Below are 20,755 nucleotides of genomic sequence, written 5' to 3'. Positions count from 1 at the left end.
GGTTGCTCGCGCAGTTCCCCGCGCCCCTGGATGGGCTGCGCCCGTTCCAGTCCGTCGTCTCGGCTCGCCTCGCGTCGCCTCGCGTCGGGTGCGGGTTGTGGGTGGTTGCTCGCGCAGTTCCTCGCGCCCCTGGATGGGCTGCGCTCTTCCCGGACCCCTACATGCGGCTCAGGGACGCTGCCGCGAACAGGACGTCTCTGATTGCCTCGCGGTCGCCCGCCTGGCCTGCCGCCGCTTCCTCCGGGGGGACGTGGCCGGCGGCCAGGCGGCAGAATTCGACGCCGTCCAGGGCGACATGGGCCACCTCGTGGTCGGCGGAGCCGAGAGCCGCGGGGGAGTCCAGGGGGATGAGCCACTCGCCGCCGCCGGAGCCCTCGATCTCCAGGCGGAGGCTGCGGCCGGGGGTGCCGGCCGGTACGAGGTGGCGGCCGGGCGGGGGCGGGGACGCCAGGCCGGTCCGGCGGCGCTCGGCCAGGGACACCGGCAGCATGCGGGCCGCCAGGTCGATCATGCCGTGCAGATCGCGGCCCGAGGGCGGCTCGTAGGGGTAGTCCACGGCCTCCGCGATGTCCTCCGCGTGGATCCAGCACTCGAACGCCCGGTCCAGCATCGCGTCCCGCAGGGGCAGCTCGAAGCCGCCGTACGAGACCGGCAGGCGCCCGGAGTCGTCGGAGCCGTCCGGACCGCCGCCGCCCGTGAACGACGTCGTGCGGACGATGTCGTGGCTCTGCTGCCGCCAGGGTGCGCGCAGGGCACGGCTCGGCGGGAAGTGGGACGCCTTCCAGTAGGCCTCGGTGCGCGCCGCCGGCGTACCGCCGACGGGCTCGTCGCCTTCGGGAAGCAGCCCGCCGAGCGGGTCGTCCAGGCCGAGCGCGGCCGCCACCAGCCCGTCGACGGTGAGCAGATGGGCGATGACCCCGGCGACGGTCGTACGCCGGCTCACCGGCCCCACGCCCTCGAACCAGCGCAGCCGTACGGGCGTGTGCCAGTCGGCGGTCCCGATGTCCTGCAGCAACGCGTCCAGCCGGGCCGTCTCCGCGTCGTACGGGGCGGCCCAGCCGGGTACGGGGATGCGCGGCGGGCGGCGGCGCAGACAGACGCCCAGCACCTGGGTGCGCAGCGACGGATCCAGGTCGAGGCTCTCGGGCGGGTGCAGCAGCCCCACGGCCTCCCGCAGCCGGCGCGCCTCGTCCGCGCAAGCCCCGCACGACCCGAGGTGCTCCTCGACGGCCAGCGCCTCCTCCGCCGAGCACGCGGCCAGCGCCCAGGCCCCGAGCAGCGCCTTGAGCACATGGTGTTCCAGCACGAGGGCCGCCGGGGGTGCCGTCGGCGGCGCGGGGTCGGGCAGCGGCAGCCCGGTGTCCTCCACGGAGGTACGCGGCAGCGGTATGCGCGGCGGCCCGGCCGGCGCGTCGCCGCCACCGTCACCGTCGCGGGGACCGCCGGGCCCCTGCTCCTCCGGGTCGTCGCCGGGGGCCCCGAAGGGGGTCGGTCCGCCGGTCACGCCGTGGCCCCTGGTTCGGGCGGGGTGCCGGACGGGCGGGTGTCGTGGGCGGTGGACAGGAGCTGCAGGCCGAGGCGCAGGCGGCGGCGGGCCTCGTCCTCGGTGACACCGAGGTCGGTGGCGGTCTGGCGGTAGTCGCGGCGCTGGAAGTACGCCAGCTCCAGGGCGGCCCGCAGCGACGTGGGCATCGCCTGCACTATGTAGTCGGCGCGGGCCGCGACCGACGCGTGGCGCACCTTGCGCTCCAGGTCCTCCGCGGTGCCCTCGCCGCCCCGGGCGAGCGCGGCGGTCTCGGTGGCGCGCAGCCGCTGCACCGCCAGGCGGTGGGTCAGCGCCGCCACCCAGGAGCGCAGGGGGCCGTGCTTGGGGTCGTACGCCTCGGGGTTCTCCCAGAGCTGGAGGAACACCTCGCGGGTGATGCCGTCGGCGCCCCGCTCGTCGCCGAGGACGCGGTGGGCGAGCCCGTGCACGAGGGACGCGAACCGGTCGTACAGCTCACCGAGCGCCGCCGCCTCGCCGCGCGCCAGCCGCTGCTGCATCCTGCGGTCCCAGCGGGGCGGTGCGTCCTTCGTCGCCATACGGCCCCCTCACCCTGCTCGTACCTGCGCCGTTCCTGATGACCGCCGGACCGTGGACCTTGTGTCGACCCGGCACCGGCCCCTCGCCGGTCCGGTGTCGTACCGGCCCGGTTCCGGCACCGTTTCCAGCCTCCGTGCACTGCCGTCCCGAATGTAGTCGGCACCGCTGACCGCGCACGCCCCTTTATGGCAATGTGCGCCCCTCGTGAGGCGAGAGGTGGTATGACCGTCGGCGCAAGCCGTTTCCATGCCGCCCACGTGGGCGTCCGCCTGCCTTTCGTATGCTTGTACGACCTCATGTGCGGCCGGATCTGCATGAATCCGACCGCCCAGGACCGCTTCGCAGCCATTCGCGATCAATAGTCGATCACATGTGACCGTACTCGATAGAAATCGCACCGAAAAGGCCCCTGAATTGGCTCGCTTACCCCGCGCTTTCGCCGGGTCGCGGGTGTTTCATGGAACGACGGCGGGGCAGCCGCGCAAGCAGGAAGCGGTGCAGTGGCTTCCGGTTCGGCGACTGAGAGGCATCGCGGTGACGTTCGAAGTGACCGACGGCGATCAGGACGGGCAGGGCGTACCGGGCGAGCAGGGCGAGTGGGTCGTGCTGCACGTGTCCGGTGAGATGGACCTGGTCACTTCGCCCCTGCTGCGCCATCGGGTGCACGAGGCGGTGGCCGACGGCCGCCGAAGTCTCGTCCTCGACCTCTCCGACGTCGTCTTCTGCGACTCCAGCGGGGTGGGGGTCCTCATCGCCACCCGCCGCCTCATGCGCTCCTGCCGGGGACGGCTCAAGCTGATCCTCCCCGCGGACGGTCACGCGGGCGGCGGCCCGGCCCAGGGCGCGCATGTCAACCGCGTGCTCGCCGCCCTCGGCGTCCGCCGCCTCTTCGACGTCCACCCGGACGTCGCCTCGGCGGTCGCACCGGAGCCCGAGGAGGAGGCCGGCCCCTTGTCGGCCTGACCTCGGCACCTCTCCCGATGAGCAGTACGTACGTGTGAGCTGTCGCACGCGGTGGCGTCCCGGTGGCCACACTGTTGTCCCGGAATTCCCGCAGTCTTGGTACAAGCGACGCTTTCCCGCTCCGTCCGGACCTCTGACGTCGTACGCTCCGTCCGAGAAGCACCCCACTTGACGTAAGGCGGGCCCCGAGAGACATGGTCAGCAGCGAGTACGAGCGCAGGATCGCCGCCCGGTTCGCCACCTTCGACCAGGACGGCAACGGCTGGATCGACCGCGAGGACTTCAGCGCGGCGAGCAAGGCGGTTCTCAACGAGTTCGGCACCACCGCACGTTCGGACAAGGGCCAGGCCCTGTACGGCGGCGCCGAGGCCTTCTGGCAGGGTATGGCCGGCATAGCGGACCGGGACGGCGACCAGCGCATCACCCGGGACGAGTTCGTGAACGGCGCGGTCAAGCGACTGCGCGACAACCCCGACCGATTCGCCGAGATCGCCCGCCCCTTCCTGCACGCGGCCCTGGCGGTCGCGGACGCCGACGGGGACGGAAAGGCCACGGTCGAGGAGACCGCCCGGGTCCTCAAGGCCCTCGGCGCGCCGGAGGATGTCTGCGCGGCCGCCGCCGCCACGCTCGACACCGACGCCGACGGCAAGGTGGACGAGGTGGAGGTCGTGAACGCGTTCGCCCGCTACTTCACCGTGCCCGAGTAACGCTCGCGCAGCTTGTACTTGAGGACCTTCCGCAGGGTCTCGTTGCGCGGAAGGGCGTCCACCACCTCCACCTGCTCCGGCAGCTTGTGGACCGACAGCCCTTCCGCGCGCAGGTACGACGTCACCGCCTCCGGTGTCAGCGCCTCGGCCCCCGGCGGCTGTTCCACGACCGCGCAGACCCGTTCCCCGCGTTCGGCGTCGGGGAGACCTATCACCGCCACGTCCCGCACCGACGGGTGGCGGTGCAGCAGGTCCTCGATCTCCTTCGCCGAGATGTTCTCGCCCTTGCGGATGATGACGTCCTTGAGGCGCCCGGTCAGCACCAGATGGCCGCTGTCGGTCAGATGCCCGAGGTCGCCCGTCACGAAGAACCCGTCCGCGTCGAACGCCGTCGCCGACTGCGCGGGGTCCAGATAGCCCCGGCAGACGGCCTCCCCCCGCAGCCGCACCTCGCCGTCCGCCGCGATCCGTATCTCCATCCCGGCCGGCGGCCGCCCCTCCGTCGTCGCCAGGTTCTCCACCGAGTCGTCCGGCGCCCCCATCGTGATCATCGGGACCTCCGTCATGCCGTACCCGTGGGTGAGCTGCACGCCCATCTCCCGGACGACCGCGTGGTAGACCTCGGGCGGCTTCGGAGCCCCGCCGCCCGCCAGCAGCCGCAGGGTGGGAATGACGGGAACCCCGGGCTGCTTACGCTGCTCGGCCAGGAACATGGAGTAGAACGCCGTCGACCCGCCCGCCACCGTCACCCCGTGCTTGCGGTAGCCCTCCAGTGCGGCCGGCAGCGCGAAGTGCTCGAACAGCACCGCCGGGAAGCCGTACAGCAGCAGCATCACCATGTAGTCGGGGCCGCCGATGTGCGCGTACGGGAAGGCGATCGAGCCGACGTCGTCCGAGGTGAGCCGTAGCGCGTGGGCGAGGCAGGAGCCGCCCGCGATCAGCGAACGGTCGGTGTGGAGGACGCCCTTGGGGTCGGAGGTGGTGCCCGAGGTCCAGTAGATCCAGCGGACGGAGGTGCCGTCGGCGGGCGGGGCCGGGAGCGCGGAGGGATCGCCGTCCGGGAGCCGGTCGTACGCCTCGAAGACGCCGCGCGCCGCCAGCCGCCGGGCCATCTCCGTGTGGTCGAAGCCCCGCCACTCGCCCGGCACCGCGAAGAACTCCGCCTTCGACTCCCGCAGCGCGAAGCCGACCTCGCGGTCGCGGTAGAAGGGGATGACCGGGGACTGGACGGCGCCGAGGCGGGCCAGGGCGAAGGAGAGCAGGACCGTCTCGATCCGGGTGGGCAGCTGCCAGGCGACGACCGTGCCGGGGCGTACGCCCCTGTCGTACAGCCCGGCCGCCACCCGCTCGGCGCGGGCACGCAGTTCGCCGAAGGTCAGCGTGCGGTCGTCCTGGAGGAGGACGGGCCGGTCGGGGGTGAGGCCGGCGCGGCGGTCGAGGAGTTCCCAGAGGGTGCGGGACGTGCCGAGTGCGTTGGCGGTGTCATTCACAGCGCGGGGCCCCTTCTTTTGAGGCTCGGTTCGCCTCCGGGGCGCTCCAGTCGGTGTCGAGCCCGCGACCGTGCTCCACTCTGCGGGCCTCCGCGCGCTCGCGGACTCGACACCGACGCGCCCCTTCGGCTCACTCGCCACTGGCTGACGGTATGTCAGATCGTGGCCAGAGCGTAGGCCGGGGCGCCTTGTCGGTCCAGGGGTGTGCCACTAACCTGCTCCACGAGGATCTGACGGTCCATCAGATAACTGAGTGGGGGATCCATGACCGAACTGCCCCGCATCATCTCCGTCGACGACCATGTGATCGAGCCCGCGCACCTCTTCGACAACTGGCTGCCGGAGAAGTACCGCGACCGGGGTCCGAAGCCCCTCACCGCCGGGATCGGCGAGCTGGCGTACATCGCCGGCAAGTACCGGATCACGATGGACCCCGAGGGGCAGCCGACGGACTGGTGGATCTACGAGGACCTGAAGTTCCCGTACAAGCGGAACATCGCGGCCGTCGGCTTCGACCGGGACGAGATGACCCTGGAGGGCATCACCCGCGAGGAGATGCGGCGCGGCTGCTGGGACCCGAAGGCCCGGCTGGCGGACATGGACCTCAACCACGTCGAGGCCTCGCTCTGCTTCCCGACCTTCCCGCGCTTCTGCGGGCAGACCTTCGCCGAGGCGCACGACAAGGAGGTGGCCCTGGCCTGCGTGCGCGCCTACAACGACTGGATGGTCGAGGAGTGGTGCGGCGACAGCGGCGGCCGGCTCATCCCGCTCTGCCTGATCCCCCTGTGGGACATCGACCTCGCGGTCGCGGAGATCGAGCGGAACGCCACCCGGGGCGTCCGGGCCGTCACCTTCTCCGAGATCCCGACCTACCTCGGCCTGCCCTCCATCCACTCCGGCTACTGGGACCCCTTCTTCGCGACCTGCCAGGAGACCGGGACGGTCGTCAACATGCACATCGGCAGCAGCTCCCAGATGCCGGCCGCCTCCCCCGACGCACCCCCCGCCGTCCAGGCCTCGCTCTCCTTCAACAACGCGATGGCCTCGATGATGGACTTCCTCTTCAGCGGGGTCCTGGTGAAGTTCCCCCGCCTCAAACTCGCCTACAGCGAGGGCCAGATGGGCTGGATCCCCTACGCCCTGGAACGCGCCGACGACGTCTGGGAGGAGCACCGCGCCTGGGGCGGCGTACGCGACCTGATCCCCGAGCCGCCCTCGACGTACTACTACCGGCAGATGTTCTGCTGCTTCTTCCGCGACAAGCACGGGATCGCCTCGCTGGACGTCGTCGGGCGGGACAACGCCACCTTCGAGACCGACTACCCGCACGTCGACTCGACCTTCCCGCACACCAAGGAGGTCGCCCTCGACCATGTGAAGGGCCTCGACGACGAGACGGTCTACAAGCTCATGCGCGGCAACGCGATCCGCATGCTCGGCCTGGACCTCGACCGCCACCTCGGCACGTAGGGCCCCGGGCGATGGACCTCGCGTACAGCCCGGCGCAGGAGGAGTTCCGGGCGCGGCTGCGGGAGTGGCTGGCGAAGACGCTCCCCGCGCTGCCGCCGAAGCCGTCGCCCGGCGACTGGCCCGGACGGCGCGCCTACGACCTCGGCTGGCAGCGGACGCTGTACGACGCCGGGTACGCCGACGTCCACTGGGACGCCTCGCCGACCACGCGGCTGATCTTCCTGGAGGAGACCGAGCGGGCGGGCGCCCCGTACGTGGGCGCCAACTTCGTGGGGCTGCTGCACGCGGGGCCCACGATCGCCGCCGAGGGCACCCCCGAACAGCGCGCGCGTTGGCTGCCGCCGATCCTGCGCGGCGAGGAGGTGTGGTGCCAGGGGTTCAGCGAACCCGACGCCGGGTCCGACCTCGCGTCGCTGCGCACCCGCGCGCGCCGGGACGGTGACGCGTACGTGGTGAGCGGGTCCAAGATCTGGACCTCGCACGCCGAAGTCGCCGACTGGTGCGAGCTGTTGGTGCGCACCGACCCGGACGCGCCGAAGCACCGGGGCATCACCTGGCTGGCGATGCCCATGGACGCGCCCGGCGTGACCGTACGGCCACTGCGCACGCTCGCCGGCTCCACCGAGTTCGCCGAGGTCTTCCTCGACGAGGTGCGGGTGCCGGTCGCCAACCGGGTGGGCGAGGAGAACGACGGGTGGCGCGTGACGATGGTGACGCTGTCGTTCGAGCGCGGGACGGCGTTCGTGGGAGAAGTGGTCGCCTGTCGGCGGGTGTTGGGGGAGGTCGCGCGGGAGGCACGGGCGAACGGGCGCTGGGACGACTCCTCGGTGCGGCGGAGGCTGGGGCGGCTGAACGCGGAGTTCCGGGCCCTGTGGCGGCTCACGCAGTGGAACGTGAGCGCGGCGGAGGCGAGCGGTGGTGTGCCGGGAGTGGGGGGCTCGGTCTTCAAGCTGAGGTACTCGCGCGCGCGGCAGGAGCTGTTCGACGCGGCGGGGGAGGTGCTGGGGCCGGAGGCGGTCGATCTGGGGCGGCCGTGGGTTCTCGACCGGCTCGGTTCGCTGTCGTACACGATCGCGGCAGGGACGTCGGAGATCCAGCGGAACATCGTGGGGGAGCGGATTCTGGGGCTGCCCAAGGGGTGAGGGGGCGGCAGGGGTGGGTTGCCGCGCCCCTGGAGGGGCGCGCTGTCGTACTCGGGGTTGCGGAGGGGGTCTCGGCTATGCGGTTTCGGCTCACTGAGGATCAGCAGGCGTTGCGGGACGGCGTACGGGAGTTCCTGGCACGGCGTTTCGGGCGGGAGGCGCTCCGGGCCGCCGTCGACCGGCCCCGGCTGGACCGGGAGCTGTGGCGGGAGCTGGGGGCGGTCGGGTTCTTCGCGTTGCGGCTGCCGGAGGCGCGGGACGGGGTCGGGTTGGGGCTGCCGGAGGCCGTGTTGGTGTTCGAGGAGGCCGGGCGGGCCCTGTTGCCGGGGCCGCTCGTGGCCACGCATCTCGCGGCGGGGGTGGTGCCGGGGGCGGCGACCGGGGAGGCCGTCGTCACCGCCGTCGGGGGCGGGGGACTGGTGGAGTGGCTGGCGGAGGCGGACGTGGTCGTGGGGGAGGCGGCGGAGGCCGTGGAGCTGCGGTCCGTCGACCCCTTGACGCCGCTGCACCGGGTGCCGGGGGCCGGTGCGGCCGCCCGCCCCGATGATCTGTTCGTACTGCTCACCGCAGCCGAGCAGTTGGGGACGGCGGCACGGGCCTGTGCGGCCGCGGTGCAACACGCCCGGACGCGGGAGCAGTTCGGGCGGCCGGTCGGAGCGTTCCAGGCGGTCAAGCATCTCTGTGCCGAACTGCTGGTGCGGGTGGAGGTGGCGCGGGCGGCGGTGTACGCGGCGGCCGTGACCGCCGATCCGGTGGACATCGCGGCGGCCCGTCTGCTGGCCGACGAGGCCGCGGTGCGCGGTGCGCGCGACAGTCTCCAGGTGCACGGCGGCATGGGGTTCACCTGGGAGGCCGACGTACACCTGTGTCTGAAGCGGGCGTGGGTACGGGCGGAACGTGGCGGATCGATCACGGAGAGTGAGGAGTTGTTGGCAGGAGAACTGTTGGTCGAGGCGGGCTGACCGCGCTGACCAGGCACGCAGCGTAAAGGTGTGGCGGCGTAACGCTCGAATGTCGCGGAACGTGGCATACCGGAATTACCGAGCGTTGATATCGGGTTGTGTCCTGAGTGTGACTTGTCACGGCCTGGAGTCGGAGTCCCGCTCCGGTACCTTCTGGTGGATGCGAGTGGTTCCGAGGTCGAGCCGAGCCGGTGTTGCCCCTGTGGCGGCCCCGGATCCGGCGGTGCGCGGCGCTCGTGAAGTGGGCCGAAGTCTCGCGGCCCCGGTCTGTTCGACTCGCCGCGATGAGCGTCGCACAGTATGCCGTACGCGTACTCCTTCGCGCTGGAATATGCCCGAAGCGCTTGTTGGGGTGACTGTACGTCAACCATGCTGTCCTGTAAGGGGATCACGTTCCGTGATCCCGGTGCCGACGGCGTCGATGAGGGTGGCGTCGGCCAGGCAGCAGATGACCACGATCGTGGCCCCTGAGGGGCGTGCGGCGATGTGTCCGCCGGTTCGGATGGTGTGAGCGGTGCAGGTGCTTCAAGTGCAGCTGGAGATCCGGCCCGACCCCACAGAGGTGGGTCGCGCACGGAGATGGGCCCGTTCACGGCTCGCCGGGTCCGGGATAGGGGACGACGAGCCGCTCGCCGAGACGCTGATCCTCCTCGTCTCCGAGCTGGTCACCAACGCGGTGGTCCACACCGGCCGTCCGGCCGTGCTGCGGCTGCTGCTGTCCGCCCTGCGCGACGGTGCGGTCGGCAAGGTCCGCCTGGAGGTCGCCGACACCAGCGCGTGTCCGCCGGCCCCGCGATGTGCCGACGGTGACGAGACGGGCGGGCGGGGTCTCGCCCTCGTCGAGGTCCTCGCGGACCGCTGGGGCTGGTCCTACGAGGGCGTCGGCAAGCGCATCTGGTGCGAGCTGGACCGGGTGGTGCCGGGGATCGCCGGGGCGAGGGGTGCCTCGGGGGCGTCGGGTGGTGCGCCGGGAGCGGGCGGCGCCGTCGTGGCGCCGGCGGTCTATCCGGCGTGCAGCGCGGTGACCGGGGTCGCCGCGGTCGCCCGGGAGAGCCTGGTGTGCGAGGGCATGGCCTACGAGGCGGTCTAGTCGGGGGCTGCCGGCGGGCCGGGCTCGATGCCGGGCCGAGGGCTCTGCTCGCGTGCCCCTTCCCGCCGCGTGCCGGGCCTGCCTCCCGTTGGGGCGTCAGGTGTGCGCGGTCGCCCGTAGGTGCGCCGCACGCGCCTGCGCGTGAGTGCGTGGCGCGGGGTGGCCGGGCCGTGCGCCGGGACGTGCTTCCGTACGCACCGCCACGATGCCGGTTTCGCGTGCCTGCTCCCCGAACGGGTGTTGACGTGTCCTGTCCGTTTGATCACGCTTGTGTCCAGCGATTCGCCGCGAGGGGACGACGAGGGCTTCGGTGACGGAAGTCCTCGACGAGCGTGGGTCGCGTTCGGCGTCGGCTCGCGCAGGGATCCGGGGGCGGAGCGGGCCCGCCGAAGCCGGATGGCGGCGCGCGGTGCCGTGCTCGGGGCGGACAGCGCCGCGCCGCCAGCCGGCTCAGGGGCCCGATGGCCCGAGGTCCCCGTACCCCGAGGTCCCCATACCCCGAAGTCCCATGCCCCGAAGTCCCCATGGCGCGAAGGTCCCGTGATCCGAAGTCTCCGTGATCCGAAGTCTCCGTGATCCGGAGTCCCCGTGGCGCGGCGTGTCTACAGGAGGGCGATCGGTGCCACCGGCGTGCCCGTGGCGCCGACGAACGGTTCGGGCATCGCCGAGAGCAGGAAGTCGTACCGCCCAAGTTGTCCACAGGCTGTGGACAACTCTTCCAGATTCCAGTTCTGCCCCTGCGGCATGCCCATCTCGACCAGGTCGAGCGCGTGCACCGGCAGCCACAGGTCCTCGATCTCCGGCGGGAAGATCTCGAAGGTCAGGGTGTCGTTGGCGACGGCGGCGACATCGCGCGCGTGGAACCACTCCGGGGTGCGCACGGAGAGCCCCGGCGAGGGGAACGCGTACGCGTGCTTGTCACCGGCCAGGTAGGTCCGGATCTGCCCGGTGCGGACCAGGACGATGTCCCCCGCGCGGACCCGGGTCCCCGCCAACTCCTCGGCCGCGTCCAGGTCTTCGGGGGTGACCGCGTGGTTGCCGGGCAGCCGGTCGTCGTCGCGGCCCAGGGCGCGCGGGATGTCCAGGAGCACGCCGCGCGAGACGATGTGCCGGGCCTTGTCGATGCCGGCGAAGGCCGCGCCGCCGTGCGAGGTGATGGTGTCCGCCGGGCGGCCGTTGTAGATCCGGCCCGAGTGCGAGACATGGGTGAGCGCGTCCCAGTGCGTCGCCGCCTGCAGTCCCATGGTCACCGCGTCGTCGCTGCACGCGACCGTACCCGGACCGAAGATCTCCTGGTTGATCTGCACCATCGCGTGCAGCGGGTTCACCCGGCCCGGCATCATCCCCGTCTGCACGCCGTCCTGCTGGAGGGGCAGCGCGAGCGGCACCCGACGCCCGGTGCGGACCGAGGCGGCGGCCTTCCGTACGACCTCGTCGGTGATCAGGTTGAGGGTGCCGATCTCGTCGTCCGCCCCCCAACGCCCCCAGTTGTTCACGCGCTTGGCGATGTCGTGGAACTCCACGGGCAATGACATCGGCCCTCCCCGGGGCTTGTGTGGGTGTGTCCGACGGGCCGTAGAATCGCCGTACGAGCAGATCTGACGGTACGTCAGTTGATGGCTCGTCAGGTAACGGTCCATCAGAAACCGTGATGAGGGGAAGGGGCCGGGGTGGGAAACTTCTTGGCAGGCAAGGTCGTCGCCGTCACCGGAGCGGGGCGGGGGATCGGCCGGGCGGTCGCCCTCGGTGCCGCCGCCGAGGGCGCGCGCGTCGTCGTCAACGACTACGGCGTCTCCGTCGACGGCTCCGAGCCCACCAGTTCCGTCGCCGAGACCGTCGTCAAGGAGATCGAGGCGGCCGGTGGCGAGGCCGTCGCCGTCGCCGACGACATCTCCACCATGGCCGGCGGACAGCGGCTCGTGGACACGGCGGTCCGGACGTACGGGCGGATCGACGGGGTCGTCTGTGTCGCCGGGATCCTGCGCGAGCGGATGCTGTTCAACATGGCCGAGGACGAATGGGATCCGGTCATCGCCACGCATCTGAAGGGCACGTTCACCGTGTTCCGGGCCGCGTCCGCCGTCATGCGCAAGCAGCGGGCCGGGACCCTGATCGGGTTCACGAGCGGCAACCACCAGGGGTCCGTCTCGCAGGCCAACTACAGCGCGGCCAAGGGCGGGATCATCTCCCTGGTGCGCAGCGCGGCGCTGGGCCTGCACCGGTACGGGGTGACCGCGAACGCGGTGGCGCCGGTGGCGCGTACGCGGATGTCCGCGGGGGTGCCGATGGAGCTGACCGAGATCGGTGAGCCGGAGGACGTGGCCGCGTTCGTGGTGTACCTGCTGTCGGACCGGGCCCGGGAGGAGCGGATCACCGGGCAGGTGTACACGGTGGCCGGGCCGAAGATCGCGGTGTGGGCGCAGCCGCGGGAGCTGCGCTCGGCGTATGCGGAGGGGGCCTGGACCCCGGAGAGGATCGCGGAGGTTCTGCCGGGGGCGGTGGGGGTGGATCCGATGCCGATGCTGGAGCGGGTGGAGGGGATGGCCCGGGCCGCGGCGGCTGGGGAGCGGCCGAACGCGTGAGGGGGGTGGGGGCGGGGGCGGGGGGTTCGTCGGCGGGTGCGGCTCCGGTGGGGGCTGGTCACGCAGTTCCCCGCGCCCCTGACAAGCAGGGCCGCGCCCCGTGCTACTCACCGAAGCCCCTCAAGCGCGGTCGGAGCACCCGCACCCGACAACGCACCACCATCGGTACGGCGGTCGTCTTGGAGGTGGCATGGACTTCGGGTTCAGTGACGAGGACGAGGCGTTCCGGGCGGAGGTGCGGGACTGGCTGGGGGCGCACGCCGGAGTGGGCGAGGACCGGCGGGACTGGGAGCGGACGCTCGGGGCCGCCGGATGGATCGGGCTCGGGTGGAGCGAGGGCGGGTACGGGAACCGGACGGCCACGCTGGTCCAGCAGGTGGTGTGGGCCGAGGAGTACGCGCGGGCCGACGTACCCGCCCGCTCCGGGCACATCGGGGAGAAGCTGCTCGCGCCGACGCTGATCGCGTTCGGGAGCGAGGAGCAGAAGCGGCGGTTCCTGCCGCCGGTCGCGCGCGGCGACGAACTCTGGTGCCAGGGATACAGCGAGCCCGGCGCCGGGTCCGACCTCGCAGGGGTGCGGACCAGGGCGGAGCGGGCGGACGACGGGTCGTACCGGATCACCGGACAGAAGATCTGGACCTCGCTCGCCCACGAGGCCGACTGGTGCTTCGTGCTGGCCCGTACCGAGCCGGGCTCCGAACGCCACCACGGGCTGTCGCTGGTGCTCGTGCCGATGGACCAGCCGGGCCGGATCGAGGTGCGGCCCATCCGGCAGATGACCGGGACGAGCGAGTTCAACGAGGTCTTCTTCGACGGGGCGCACGCCGGCGCGGAGCACGTCGTCGGGGGCGAGGGGAACGGCTGGCGGGTGGCCATGGGGCTGCTCGGCTTCGAGCGGGGGGTGTCGACCCTCGCCCAGCAGATCGGCTTCGAGCGGGAGTTGGGGGACGTCGTACGGGCCGCCGTGGCGAGCGGGGCGGCGGACGATCCCGTCGTGCGCGACCGACTCGTGGGGCAGTGGGCCGAGTTGAAGGCGATGCGGTGGAACGCCCTGCGGACGCTCGGCGGGGCGGAGGGCGGTGCCGAGCCGGGTGCGCCGAGCGTGGCCAAGTTGCTGTGGGGGCGGTGGCACCGGCGGCTCGGCGAGCTGGCCATGGAGGTGCGGGGCGCGGGGGCGGTGCTGGGCCCGCGGGAGTGGTCGGCGCCGGAGCCGTACGCGCTGGACCCCTTCCAGTACCTGTTCCTGTTCAGCCGGGCCGACACCGTCTACGGCGGTTCGGACGAGGTGCAGCGCACGATCATCGCCGAGCGGGTGCTCGGTCTGCCGAGGGAGCCGAGAGGCTGAGCTGAGGGGTGAGGGCCATGCGCGGAGTGGTGTTCGACGGGAAGAGGGCCGAGGTCGTCGACGATCTGGTCGTGCGGGAGCCGGGTCCCGGTGAGGTGCTGGTGGCGATCTCGGCCGCCGGGCTCTGCCACAGCGACCTGTCGGTGGTGGACGGGACGATTCCGTTCCCGGTGCCGGTGGTGCTGGGGCACGAGGGGGCGGGCGTCGTCGAGGCGGTCGGGGCGGGAGTCCGGCACGTCCGGCCCGGGGACCATGTGGCCCTGTCCACGCTCGCCAACTGCGGGGCCTGCGCCGACTGCGACCGGGGGCGGCCGACCATGTGCCGCAGGGCGATCGGACGGCCCACGCGGCCGTTCTCGCGCGGCGGGCGGGAGGTGTTCCAGTTCGCCGCGAACTCCGCCTTCGCGGAGAGGACGGTGGTCAAGGCCGTCCAGGCGGTACGGATACCGGACGACATTCCGCTGACCTCCGCCGCGCTGATCGGGTGCGGGGTGCTGACCGGTGTCGGCGCGGTGCTCAACCGGGCACGCGTCGACCGCGGGGACACCGTCGTCGTGATCGGCGCCGGCGGGATCGGGCTCAATGTCGTACAGGGCGCGCGGATCGCGGGGGCGACGCGGATCGTCGCCGTGGACGCCAATCCGGACAAGGAGGCGGTGGCGCGGCTGTTCGGGGCCACACACTTCCTGACGTCCGTGGCCGATGTACGGGACATCCTCCCCACGGGCGCCGACCACGCCTTCGAGTGCGTCGGCCGCGTCGAGCTCGTCCGCCAGGCGATCGATCTGCTGGACCGGCACGGCCAGGCCGTCCTGCTCGGTGTGCCGGCCGCGACCGCCGAGGCGTCCTTCCTCGTCTCCTCCCTCTACCTGGACAAGTCGATCCTGGGCTGCCGGTACGGCTCGTCCCGCCCGCAACGGGACATCGCGCTCTACGCCGACCTCTACCGGGAGGGCCGCCTGCTCCTGGACGAGCTGGTCACGGCCACGTACCCGGTGGAGGACTTCGCGAAGGCGGCGCAGGACGCGGGGGAGGGGCGGGTGGCGAGGGCGGTGCTCACCTTCTAGGCCACCGGCCCGGGCTCCTGCCCGGTCCGCTCCGCGCCGCCGGACCCCGCCGTACGCGTCGCCGCGCCTTCCGCCTTGAACGTCCGCCGGTACGCCGTCGGGGTCACCCCCAGCGCGCCCTGCGGATGCTGCCGCATCGACTGGGCCGTGCCGAAGCCCGCGTCGTGGGCGACCTGGTCGACGGGACAGGCCGGTGGACTCCAGAAGATGGCGGGCCCGTTCGACGCGTTGCAGGGTCAGCCACTGGATCGGTTCGTGCAGGCGCCCCAGGGCCCAGGCGCGGGCGGCGGTGGTCGTCGCCGACCGAGGCTCGGGCAGGGGCCGTTGGATGTACTGGGCCTGGCCGCCGTCCTGGTGCGGCGGTCACCTGAGTCGGGGGGGCCGCCGTCAGGTTTTGAGCAGGCCGAAGCGGCCCCTGTGGAACAGCAGCGGCATCGTGTCGTCGGCCGTGTCCAGTGCCCGCACCCGGCCCACCACGATCAGGTGGTCGCCGCCGGTGTGGACTGCGTGGACCGTGCAGTCGATCCAGGCGGCGGCGCCGGTGAGGCGGGGGGAGCCCGTGGCGGGGGCCGGGGTGTGGGTGACGCCGGCGAACTTGTCCGCCCCGCTCACCGCGAAGCGCCGGCACAACTCGCCCTGGTCCGCGCCGAGTACGTTCACGCAGAAGACGCCCGCGCGGGCGATCCTGGGCCAGGTCGTCGACGTACGGCCGACCATGAACGCCACCAGCGGCGGATCGAGCGAGAGGGACGAGAACGACTGGCAGGCGAAGCCGGCGGGGGGTTCGGTGGGGGCTGGGGTGTCGGCTCCCGGTGGCGGTGCCGGTGCCGGGGCGGTGATCACCGTGACGCCCGTCGCGAAGGCGCCGAGGACACGGCGGAACTCCGCCTGGTCGACCGGCGCGCGCTCGTGCTCGCCGACGCAGCGCAGCTCGGGGCGCGGCAGCGCTTCGAGGACCGGTTCCGGATGCGTCGTCCTGCCACTTCCGTCCGCCGGGTCCGCCCTCAGGTAGCGGACGGCGGCGGCTGCCATTCCCGCATGTCCCATCACCTCACCATTGAAACTGACGGCTCGTCAGAAGTGAAGTGCGGTCCCGTAAAGTCCCGTAACGGTTCTTCCGTGGCCCGTGGCCCGTGGCCCCCGGCTTCGGGTGAGCCCTCAGCGGCCCTCGTAGCGCGGCGTCCGTCGTTCCACGAAGCTCGCCACGCCCTCCTGGGCGTCCGCCGTCGTCATGTTGATCTCCTGGGCGGCGGCCTCGGCGGCGAAGGCGGTGGCGCGGTCGGTGTCGAGGGAGGTGTTGACCAGGTGTTTGGTCGACGCCAGGGCGCGGGTCGGCCCGGCGGCGAGGCGTTCGGCCCACTCGCGGGCCGTCTTCCGCAGGTCCGGGGCGGGGACGACCCGGTTGACGAGGCCGAGGCGCTCCGCGTCGGCGGCGGACAGGGCGTCCCCGAAGAACATCAGCTCCTTCGCCCGCCGGGGCCCGACGAGGCGGGGCAGCAGATAGGCGCCACCTCCGTCGGGGACGAGGCCGCGCCGTACGAACACCTCGATGAAACGGGCCTCCTCGGCCGCCAGTACGAGATCGCAGGCGAGGGCGAGATGCGCGCCGAGGCCGGCCGCCGTGCCGTTCACCGCCGCGATCACCGGCTTCTCGCAGTCGAGGACGGCCGCGACGAGCCGCTGTGCGCCGAGGCGGATCAGGCGCGCCACGTCACCGGCCACGCGCCCCCCTTCGGCGCCCTCCGTGTCGCCGCCGGTCGAGGCGCTCCGCAGGTCCGCGCCCGCGCAGAATCCGCGACCCGTGGCCGTGATCACCACCGCGCGCACGGTGGGGTCGCAGGAGGCGTCGCAGAGGAGGCGGATGAGGTGTTCCCGCTGGTCGGAGGTGAGGGCGTTCATCACCTCGGGGCGGTTGAGCGTGATCCACGAGACGGCGTTGTCAGTGGCGTGCAGTATCAATGAGTCACGGGATTTTTCGGGATGTTCACGGGGGGAAGCGGACATGTGGATGCTCCAGTTGTCACGGAGAGTGGTTGATGTCCTCAGGGGGTGGCTGCGCTCAGCGGCACACCGCCAGCGCGTCCAGGGCCACGGCCCCCTGTCCCCTCGGCAGCACCATCAGCGGGTTGATGTCCAGCTCCGCCATCTCGTCCCCGAGTTCCAGCGCCATGCGCTGCACGCGGAGCACGACCTCCACGAGGGCGTCCACGTCGGCCGGGGGAGCCCCGCGCACCCCGTCCAGCAGGGCCCGCCCGCGCAGTTCGGCGAGCATGGCGTGCGCCTGGTCCTCGGCGAAGGGGGGCACGCGTACGGCGGAGTCGCGCAGGACCTCCACGAGGACCCCGCCGAGACCGACCGTGACGGTGGGCCCGAAGAGGTCGTCGTGGGTGACGCCCACGACCATCTCCACCCCCCGCTCGACCATCTGGCACACCAGCACCCCGTCGAGGGAGACGTCCTCGTAGCGGGCGATGTCGGTCAGCTCCCGATAGGCGTCGCGGATCTGGCTGGCGGAGGTCAGCCCGACCTTCACCAGGCCGAGTTCGGTCTTGTGGGCGATGCGGGCACCGGACGCCTTCATCACCACCGGGTAGCCGACGAGGCTCGCCGCGCGTACGGCCGCCGCCGCGCTGGTCACCAACTGCTCGCGCGGCACGCGTATGCCGTACGCGCGCAGCAGCTGCTTCGCCGCGTGCTCGCTCAGCTGCTGCCCCGGCCGCATCAGCGCCTTCGCCTTGCGGAAGGAGGGGGAGGGAGAGCGCGGTGCCTCGTCGAAGGGGGAGCGGTAGGCGCTGGTGAAGCGGGTGTGGTCGAGGTGGGCGCGGACGGCCGTGATGCAGTTGGCGAAGGTGCGGAAGGTCGCCACCCGGGACGACCCGAGCAGCGTCTCGCGATAGGCGGTCTCGGTGCCCACCGGCGACCCCCACACCACGCACACCAGCTTGTCCGTCCGCTCCGCGGCGGCCACCAGGTCCTCGGCGAGCTTGTCGCTCATCGGCGGGAAGGGGCCCGTGATGGGACAGATCAGCACGCCCACCGAGGGGTCGTCGAGGATCGCGTCGAGGATGCGGGGGCCGCGCCAGTCGCCCACGGGGTGGCCGCCGTTGTCGACGGGGTTGGACACGCTCAGATAGTCCGGGATCCACTGGTGCAGCTCCGCCTGCTTGGCCTCGGAGAGGGTGGGGAGGGGGAGGCCGGCCTCGGTGGCCAGGTCGGCGAAGTGCGCGCCCGTGCCGCCCGAGATCGAATAGACGACGACGCCCTCGGGCCTCGGGTCGGCCGCCCCGGCGGTGCGCGGGCGCCGGGCCCGTGCCAGGAGCGTGGCGGTGTCCTGGAGTTCGTCGAGACCGTCGACGCGGATCACGCCGTACTGCCGCATCGCCGCGTCCACCACCGCGTCCGCGCCGGTCAGTTTGCCGGTGTGGGAGGCGGCGGTGCGGGCGCCGGTCTCGGTGCGGCCGACCTTGACGGCGACGACGGGCACACCGCGCCGGGCGGCCCGGTCGGCGGCGAGGAGGAAGGCGCGGCCGTCCTTGAGGCCTTCGACGTAGGCGGCGATGGCACCGACCTCGGGGCGTTCGGCGAAGTAGGAGATGAAGTCGGCGGTCTCCAGGTCGGCCTCGTTGCCGGTGGGGGCCCAGTGGGAGAGGCGGATGCCGATCTCCTGGAGGGAGAAGACGGGGCGGCCCTGGTGGCCGGACTGGGTGATCAGCGCGATCGCCGGGCCGTCGAGGTCGTCTCGGAAGCGCTCGAAGGCGTTGAGGTTGGTGTTGGGGCCGAGCAGCCGCAGACCGTCTGCGCGGGCCACGGCGGCGGCCAGCCGCTCCTGCGCGGCGGCGCCCTCCGCGCCGGTCTCGGCGAATCCGGAGGCGAAGGCGACGGCGAACTTCACCTTGGCCTCGGCCAGTTCGCCGATCACGGGGAGGGGGTCGGACAGGAGCAGGACGGCGAGGTCGACCTGTTCGGGCAGGTCGGCGACGGAAGGGACGCACGGGATGCCGAACACCGACTCCCGCGTGGGGTGCACGGGGTGCAGCCGGGCGCCGACGCGTTCGGACCAGGCGAGCAACTGCCGGGTGATCCCGGTGTTCGGTCGCCCCTCGGTGTCCGAGGCGCCGACGACGGCCAGGGACTCCGGGCGGAAGAGCCGGTCCAGATCGGGGACGTCGGCGTACAGCGGACGCCCGCTGACGTCCAGGTCGCCTGCCTCGGCGGGCCTGCCGTGCACGACCTGCGCGGGGTGCTCTCCGCACGCGATGGCCCGGGCCCGGCGGGAGTCGGTGGTGAGGGTGCCGTGGGTTGATCCAAGCATCGGTCCGCCCGCTCCTGTGTGACAGCCAATTCAGTGACGTGACGCATTCACGTTTCTGACGACACGTCAGATTTCAGACTACTGAACTGACGCTGTGTCAGGAATGGGTGTGCGGGCAAAGCTACGCGGCAGTAAGGAGGTTGTACCCGTGTCGGGGGACGGTCAGACGTGTGGGAGGGGATGGGTCTGGGGCGGGGGTGGCTTGGCGGGGCCCCCGCTCCCGATCGTGCGCCGGCCGGTCGGCCGCCTGCCCTCCCAGCTGTCGGCCGCCTGCCCTCCCGCCCGACGGCCGCCTGCCCTCCCGCCCGTTCGCTCAGCGGGTGGTGCGGATCTGTACGGTGACCGCGTCGCGCGTGGTGACGCCGCCCGTCTTCACGATCGCCTTGGCGATCTTCTCCGCGTCGAGGGCGAGTTCACGGAACATGCCGCTGATGGGGTTGGTGAAGCCGGTGAAGTACAGGCCGGGGGCGTTCGTGGGGAAGCGGGCGCCGTGCACGACCGGCTTCCCGCGTCCGTCGAGGACGTCGAGGTGTCCGACGAGCCCTTCCAGGGCGCGGCGGTAGCCGGTGGCGGCGATCACGGCGTCGGTCTCGATCCGGGTGCCGTCGCCGAGGACGACCTTGCCGTCCTCGAACCCCTCGACCGAGGCGACGATCTCGACCTTGCCCTTCCGCACGGCGTCGATGAGTCCGACGTCCTGCACGGGAACGGCCCCCTCGTGCACGCGGGAGTAGAGGCCGGTGTCGGGCCGGGCCAGGCCGTGCGCGGACAGGTCCGGCACGCTGAGCTTCGCCATCGGCCTGGCGAGCCGGTCCACGAGGGCGACCGGCAGCCGCCGTACGAGGACGCCCGTGTACTGGGCCGCCCACCCGGCGGTCGAGCGGCGCACGATGTGCGGGGCCGTCCGCACCGCGAGCCGCACCCGCCGCGCCCCGCCCTCGACGAGGTCGACGGCGATCTCGGCGCCGGTGTTGCCGATGCCGACGACGAGGACGTCCCGGCCGGCGTAGGACTCGGGGTTGCGGTACTCACGGGCGTGCACGAGGTCGCCGGTGTACGAGTCGCGGCCGGGCCAGTCGGGGATGTGGGGGGTGTGGTTGTAGCCGGTGGCGACGACGACCGCGCCGCCGGTCAGCTCACGGCCGCCGGTGGCGTGCAACAGCCAGCCGGTGCCGTCGGCGGTCCGCTCCACGCGGGAGACCTCGACGCCGGTCACGATCTCCAGCTGGTGCACCTCGGCGTACTTCTCCAGGTAGCGGACCACGTTGTCCCGCGACACCCACCGGCCGAACCGGCGTGGCATGGGCAGGCCGGGAAGTGCCGACAGGCGCCGGGTGGTGTGCAGATGCAGCCGGTCGTAGTGCCGCCGCCAGGACGCCCCGACCCCGTCCGACTTCTCCAGCACCACGGCCCGCACCCCCTGAGCCCGCAAGGCGTACGCGACGGCCAGCCCGCCGGGGCCGCCGCCGATCACATAGACGGGGCGGTCGGGAGAGGCGGGAGTGACGGAAGCTCTGAGGTCGGCCATGCGCCTGAGCGTAT

17 protein-coding genes and 1 pseudogene are annotated in these 20,755 nt (G+C 72.4%); 9 read left to right on the top strand and 9 right to left on the bottom strand.

What is annotated here, in order from left to right:
* Nucleotides 1-157: 157 nt before the first annotated feature.
* The gene (locus ACWCRJ_RS10955) at nucleotides 158-1,504 is read right to left on the bottom strand and encodes a zf-HC2 domain-containing protein (protein WP_450938981.1); all 1,347 of its coding nucleotides are present in this window, start codon (nucleotides 1,502-1,504) and stop codon (nucleotides 158-160) included.
* Nucleotides 1,501-2,082, bottom strand: coding sequence for a sigma-70 family RNA polymerase sigma factor (locus ACWCRJ_RS10950; protein WP_046919665.1), 582 nt, complete (start codon nucleotides 2,080-2,082; stop codon nucleotides 1,501-1,503). The genes ACWCRJ_RS10955 and ACWCRJ_RS10950 overlap by 4 nt, the downstream gene beginning before the upstream one ends.
* A 529-nt stretch (nucleotides 2,083-2,611) precedes the next feature.
* On the opposite strand from ACWCRJ_RS10950, the gene ACWCRJ_RS10945 reads away from it, so the two are divergent.
* Both ACWCRJ_RS10945 and ACWCRJ_RS10940 read left to right on the top strand, forming a co-directional pair.
* Nucleotides 2,612-3,046 carry an STAS domain-containing protein gene (locus ACWCRJ_RS10945; RefSeq protein ID WP_450939179.1) on the top strand — a complete coding sequence of 145 codons (435 nt, stop codon included), beginning with the start codon at nucleotides 2,612-2,614 and terminating at the stop codon, nucleotides 3,044-3,046.
* 194 nt (nucleotides 3,047-3,240) lie between these two features.
* Nucleotides 3,241-3,753: an EF-hand domain-containing protein gene (locus tag ACWCRJ_RS10940; protein WP_450938980.1), complete on the top strand. Its 513-nt coding sequence runs from the start codon at nucleotides 3,241-3,243 to the stop codon at nucleotides 3,751-3,753.
* On the opposite strand, the gene ACWCRJ_RS10935 is transcribed toward ACWCRJ_RS10940, so the two are convergent.
* Nucleotides 3,732-5,243 carry a class I adenylate-forming enzyme family protein gene (locus tag ACWCRJ_RS10935; protein ID WP_450938979.1) on the bottom strand — a complete coding sequence of 504 codons (1,512 nt, stop codon included), beginning with the start codon at nucleotides 5,241-5,243 and terminating at the stop codon, nucleotides 3,732-3,734. The genes ACWCRJ_RS10940 and ACWCRJ_RS10935 overlap by 22 nt on opposite strands.
* Nucleotides 5,244-5,507: 264 nt before the next feature.
* Here ACWCRJ_RS10935 and ACWCRJ_RS10930 point away from each other — a divergent pair, with 264 nt between their 5' ends.
* From ACWCRJ_RS10930 to ACWCRJ_RS10915, 4 genes are all read left to right on the top strand, one after another.
* The gene (locus ACWCRJ_RS10930; protein ID WP_450938978.1) at nucleotides 5,508-6,713 is read left to right on the top strand and encodes an amidohydrolase family protein; all 1,206 of its coding nucleotides are present in this window, start codon (nucleotides 5,508-5,510) and stop codon (nucleotides 6,711-6,713) included.
* Between the two features lie 11 nt (nucleotides 6,714-6,724).
* The gene (locus ACWCRJ_RS10925; RefSeq protein WP_450938977.1) at nucleotides 6,725-7,855 is read left to right on the top strand and encodes an acyl-CoA dehydrogenase family protein; all 1,131 of its coding nucleotides are present in this window, start codon (nucleotides 6,725-6,727) and stop codon (nucleotides 7,853-7,855) included.
* Nucleotides 7,856-7,932: 77 nt separating this feature from the next.
* On the top strand, nucleotides 7,933-8,817 hold the full coding sequence (locus ACWCRJ_RS10920; RefSeq protein ID WP_450938976.1) for an acyl-CoA dehydrogenase family protein: 885 nt from the start codon (nucleotides 7,933-7,935) through the stop codon (nucleotides 8,815-8,817).
* Between the two features lie 514 nt (nucleotides 8,818-9,331).
* Nucleotides 9,332-9,907, top strand: a complete 576-nt coding sequence (locus ACWCRJ_RS10915) for an ATP-binding protein (RefSeq protein WP_450938975.1) — start codon at nucleotides 9,332-9,334, stop codon at nucleotides 9,905-9,907.
* A 602-nt stretch (nucleotides 9,908-10,509) separates the two neighbouring features.
* Here the strand turns inward: ACWCRJ_RS10915 and ACWCRJ_RS10910 are convergent.
* On the bottom strand, nucleotides 10,510-11,442 hold the full coding sequence (locus ACWCRJ_RS10910) for a cyclase family protein (RefSeq protein ID WP_450938974.1): 933 nt from the start codon (nucleotides 11,440-11,442) through the stop codon (nucleotides 10,510-10,512).
* 135 nt (nucleotides 11,443-11,577) lie between these two features.
* On the opposite strand from ACWCRJ_RS10910, the gene ACWCRJ_RS10905 reads away from it, so the two are divergent.
* The 3 genes from ACWCRJ_RS10905 to ACWCRJ_RS10895 all read left to right on the top strand — a co-directional run bounded on the left by ACWCRJ_RS10905 (nucleotide 11,578) and on the right by ACWCRJ_RS10895 (nucleotide 14,901).
* The gene (locus tag ACWCRJ_RS10905; protein ID WP_450938973.1) at nucleotides 11,578-12,489 is read left to right on the top strand and encodes an SDR family NAD(P)-dependent oxidoreductase; all 912 of its coding nucleotides are present in this window, start codon (nucleotides 11,578-11,580) and stop codon (nucleotides 12,487-12,489) included.
* A 190-nt stretch (nucleotides 12,490-12,679) separates the two neighbouring features.
* The gene (locus tag ACWCRJ_RS10900; protein ID WP_450938972.1) at nucleotides 12,680-13,834 is read left to right on the top strand and encodes an acyl-CoA dehydrogenase family protein; all 1,155 of its coding nucleotides are present in this window, start codon (nucleotides 12,680-12,682) and stop codon (nucleotides 13,832-13,834) included.
* Between the two features lie 17 nt (nucleotides 13,835-13,851).
* Nucleotides 13,852-14,901 carry a Zn-dependent alcohol dehydrogenase gene (locus ACWCRJ_RS10895; RefSeq protein WP_450938971.1) on the top strand — a complete coding sequence of 350 codons (1,050 nt, stop codon included), beginning with the start codon at nucleotides 13,852-13,854 and terminating at the stop codon, nucleotides 14,899-14,901.
* On the opposite strand, the pseudogene ACWCRJ_RS10890 reads toward ACWCRJ_RS10895, so the two are convergent.
* From ACWCRJ_RS10890 to ACWCRJ_RS10870, 5 genes and pseudogenes are all read right to left on the bottom strand, one after another.
* A pseudogene (locus tag ACWCRJ_RS10890) lies at nucleotides 14,898-15,264 on the bottom strand (helix-turn-helix domain-containing protein); the annotation flags it as partial. The gene ACWCRJ_RS10895 and the pseudogene ACWCRJ_RS10890 overlap by 4 nt on opposite strands.
* 24 nt (nucleotides 15,265-15,288) lie before the next feature.
* On the bottom strand, nucleotides 15,289-15,948 hold the full coding sequence (locus ACWCRJ_RS10885) for a flavin reductase family protein (RefSeq protein ID WP_450938970.1): 660 nt from the start codon (nucleotides 15,946-15,948) through the stop codon (nucleotides 15,289-15,291).
* A gap of 111 nt (nucleotides 15,949-16,059) precedes the next feature.
* Nucleotides 16,060-16,905 (bottom strand): enoyl-CoA hydratase/isomerase family protein, encoded by an 846-nt coding sequence (locus ACWCRJ_RS10880; protein WP_450938969.1) that lies wholly within the window; start codon nucleotides 16,903-16,905, stop codon nucleotides 16,060-16,062.
* A 55-nt stretch (nucleotides 16,906-16,960) separates the two neighbouring features.
* Nucleotides 16,961-19,213, bottom strand: a complete 2,253-nt coding sequence (locus tag ACWCRJ_RS10875) for an acetate--CoA ligase family protein (RefSeq protein WP_450938968.1) — start codon at nucleotides 19,211-19,213, stop codon at nucleotides 16,961-16,963.
* A 313-nt stretch (nucleotides 19,214-19,526) separates the two neighbouring features.
* Nucleotides 19,527-20,741 carry a flavin-containing monooxygenase gene (locus ACWCRJ_RS10870; RefSeq protein ID WP_450938967.1) on the bottom strand — a complete coding sequence of 405 codons (1,215 nt, stop codon included), beginning with the start codon at nucleotides 20,739-20,741 and terminating at the stop codon, nucleotides 19,527-19,529.
* Nucleotides 20,742-20,755: the final 14 nt, after the last annotated feature.

The organism is Streptomyces sp. NPDC002324, assembly GCF_053593335.1.
This window is presented reverse-complemented; position numbering and strand designations above follow the sequence as displayed.

Coding starts and splice junctions, on each gene's coding strand:
- ACWCRJ_RS10900 (WP_450938972.1), top strand. CDS start 12,680: ATGGACTTCGGGTTCAGTGACGAGGACGAGGCGTTCCGGGCGGAGGTG.
- ACWCRJ_RS10925 (WP_450938977.1), top strand. CDS start 6,725: ATGGACCTCGCGTACAGCCCGGCGCAGGAGGAGTTCCGGGCGCGGCTG.
- ACWCRJ_RS10875 (WP_450938968.1), bottom strand. CDS start 19,213: ATGCTTGGATCAACCCACGGCACCCTCACCACCGACTCCCGCCGGGCC.
- ACWCRJ_RS10910 (WP_450938974.1), bottom strand. CDS start 11,442: ATGTCATTGCCCGTGGAGTTCCACGACATCGCCAAGCGCGTGAACAAC.
- ACWCRJ_RS10940 (WP_450938980.1), top strand. CDS start 3,241: ATGGTCAGCAGCGAGTACGAGCGCAGGATCGCCGCCCGGTTCGCCACC.
- ACWCRJ_RS10950 (WP_046919665.1), bottom strand. CDS start 2,082: ATGGCGACGAAGGACGCACCGCCCCGCTGGGACCGCAGGATGCAGCAG.
- ACWCRJ_RS10885 (WP_450938970.1), bottom strand. CDS start 15,948: ATGGGACATGCGGGAATGGCAGCCGCCGCCGTCCGCTACCTGAGGGCG.
- ACWCRJ_RS10880 (WP_450938969.1), bottom strand. CDS start 16,905: ATGTCCGCTTCCCCCCGTGAACATCCCGAAAAATCCCGTGACTCATTG.
- ACWCRJ_RS10920 (WP_450938976.1), top strand. CDS start 7,933: ATGCGGTTTCGGCTCACTGAGGATCAGCAGGCGTTGCGGGACGGCGTA.
- ACWCRJ_RS10870 (WP_450938967.1), bottom strand. CDS start 20,741: ATGGCCGACCTCAGAGCTTCCGTCACTCCCGCCTCTCCCGACCGCCCC.
- ACWCRJ_RS10895 (WP_450938971.1), top strand. CDS start 13,852: ATGCGCGGAGTGGTGTTCGACGGGAAGAGGGCCGAGGTCGTCGACGAT.
- ACWCRJ_RS10930 (WP_450938978.1), top strand. CDS start 5,508: ATGACCGAACTGCCCCGCATCATCTCCGTCGACGACCATGTGATCGAG.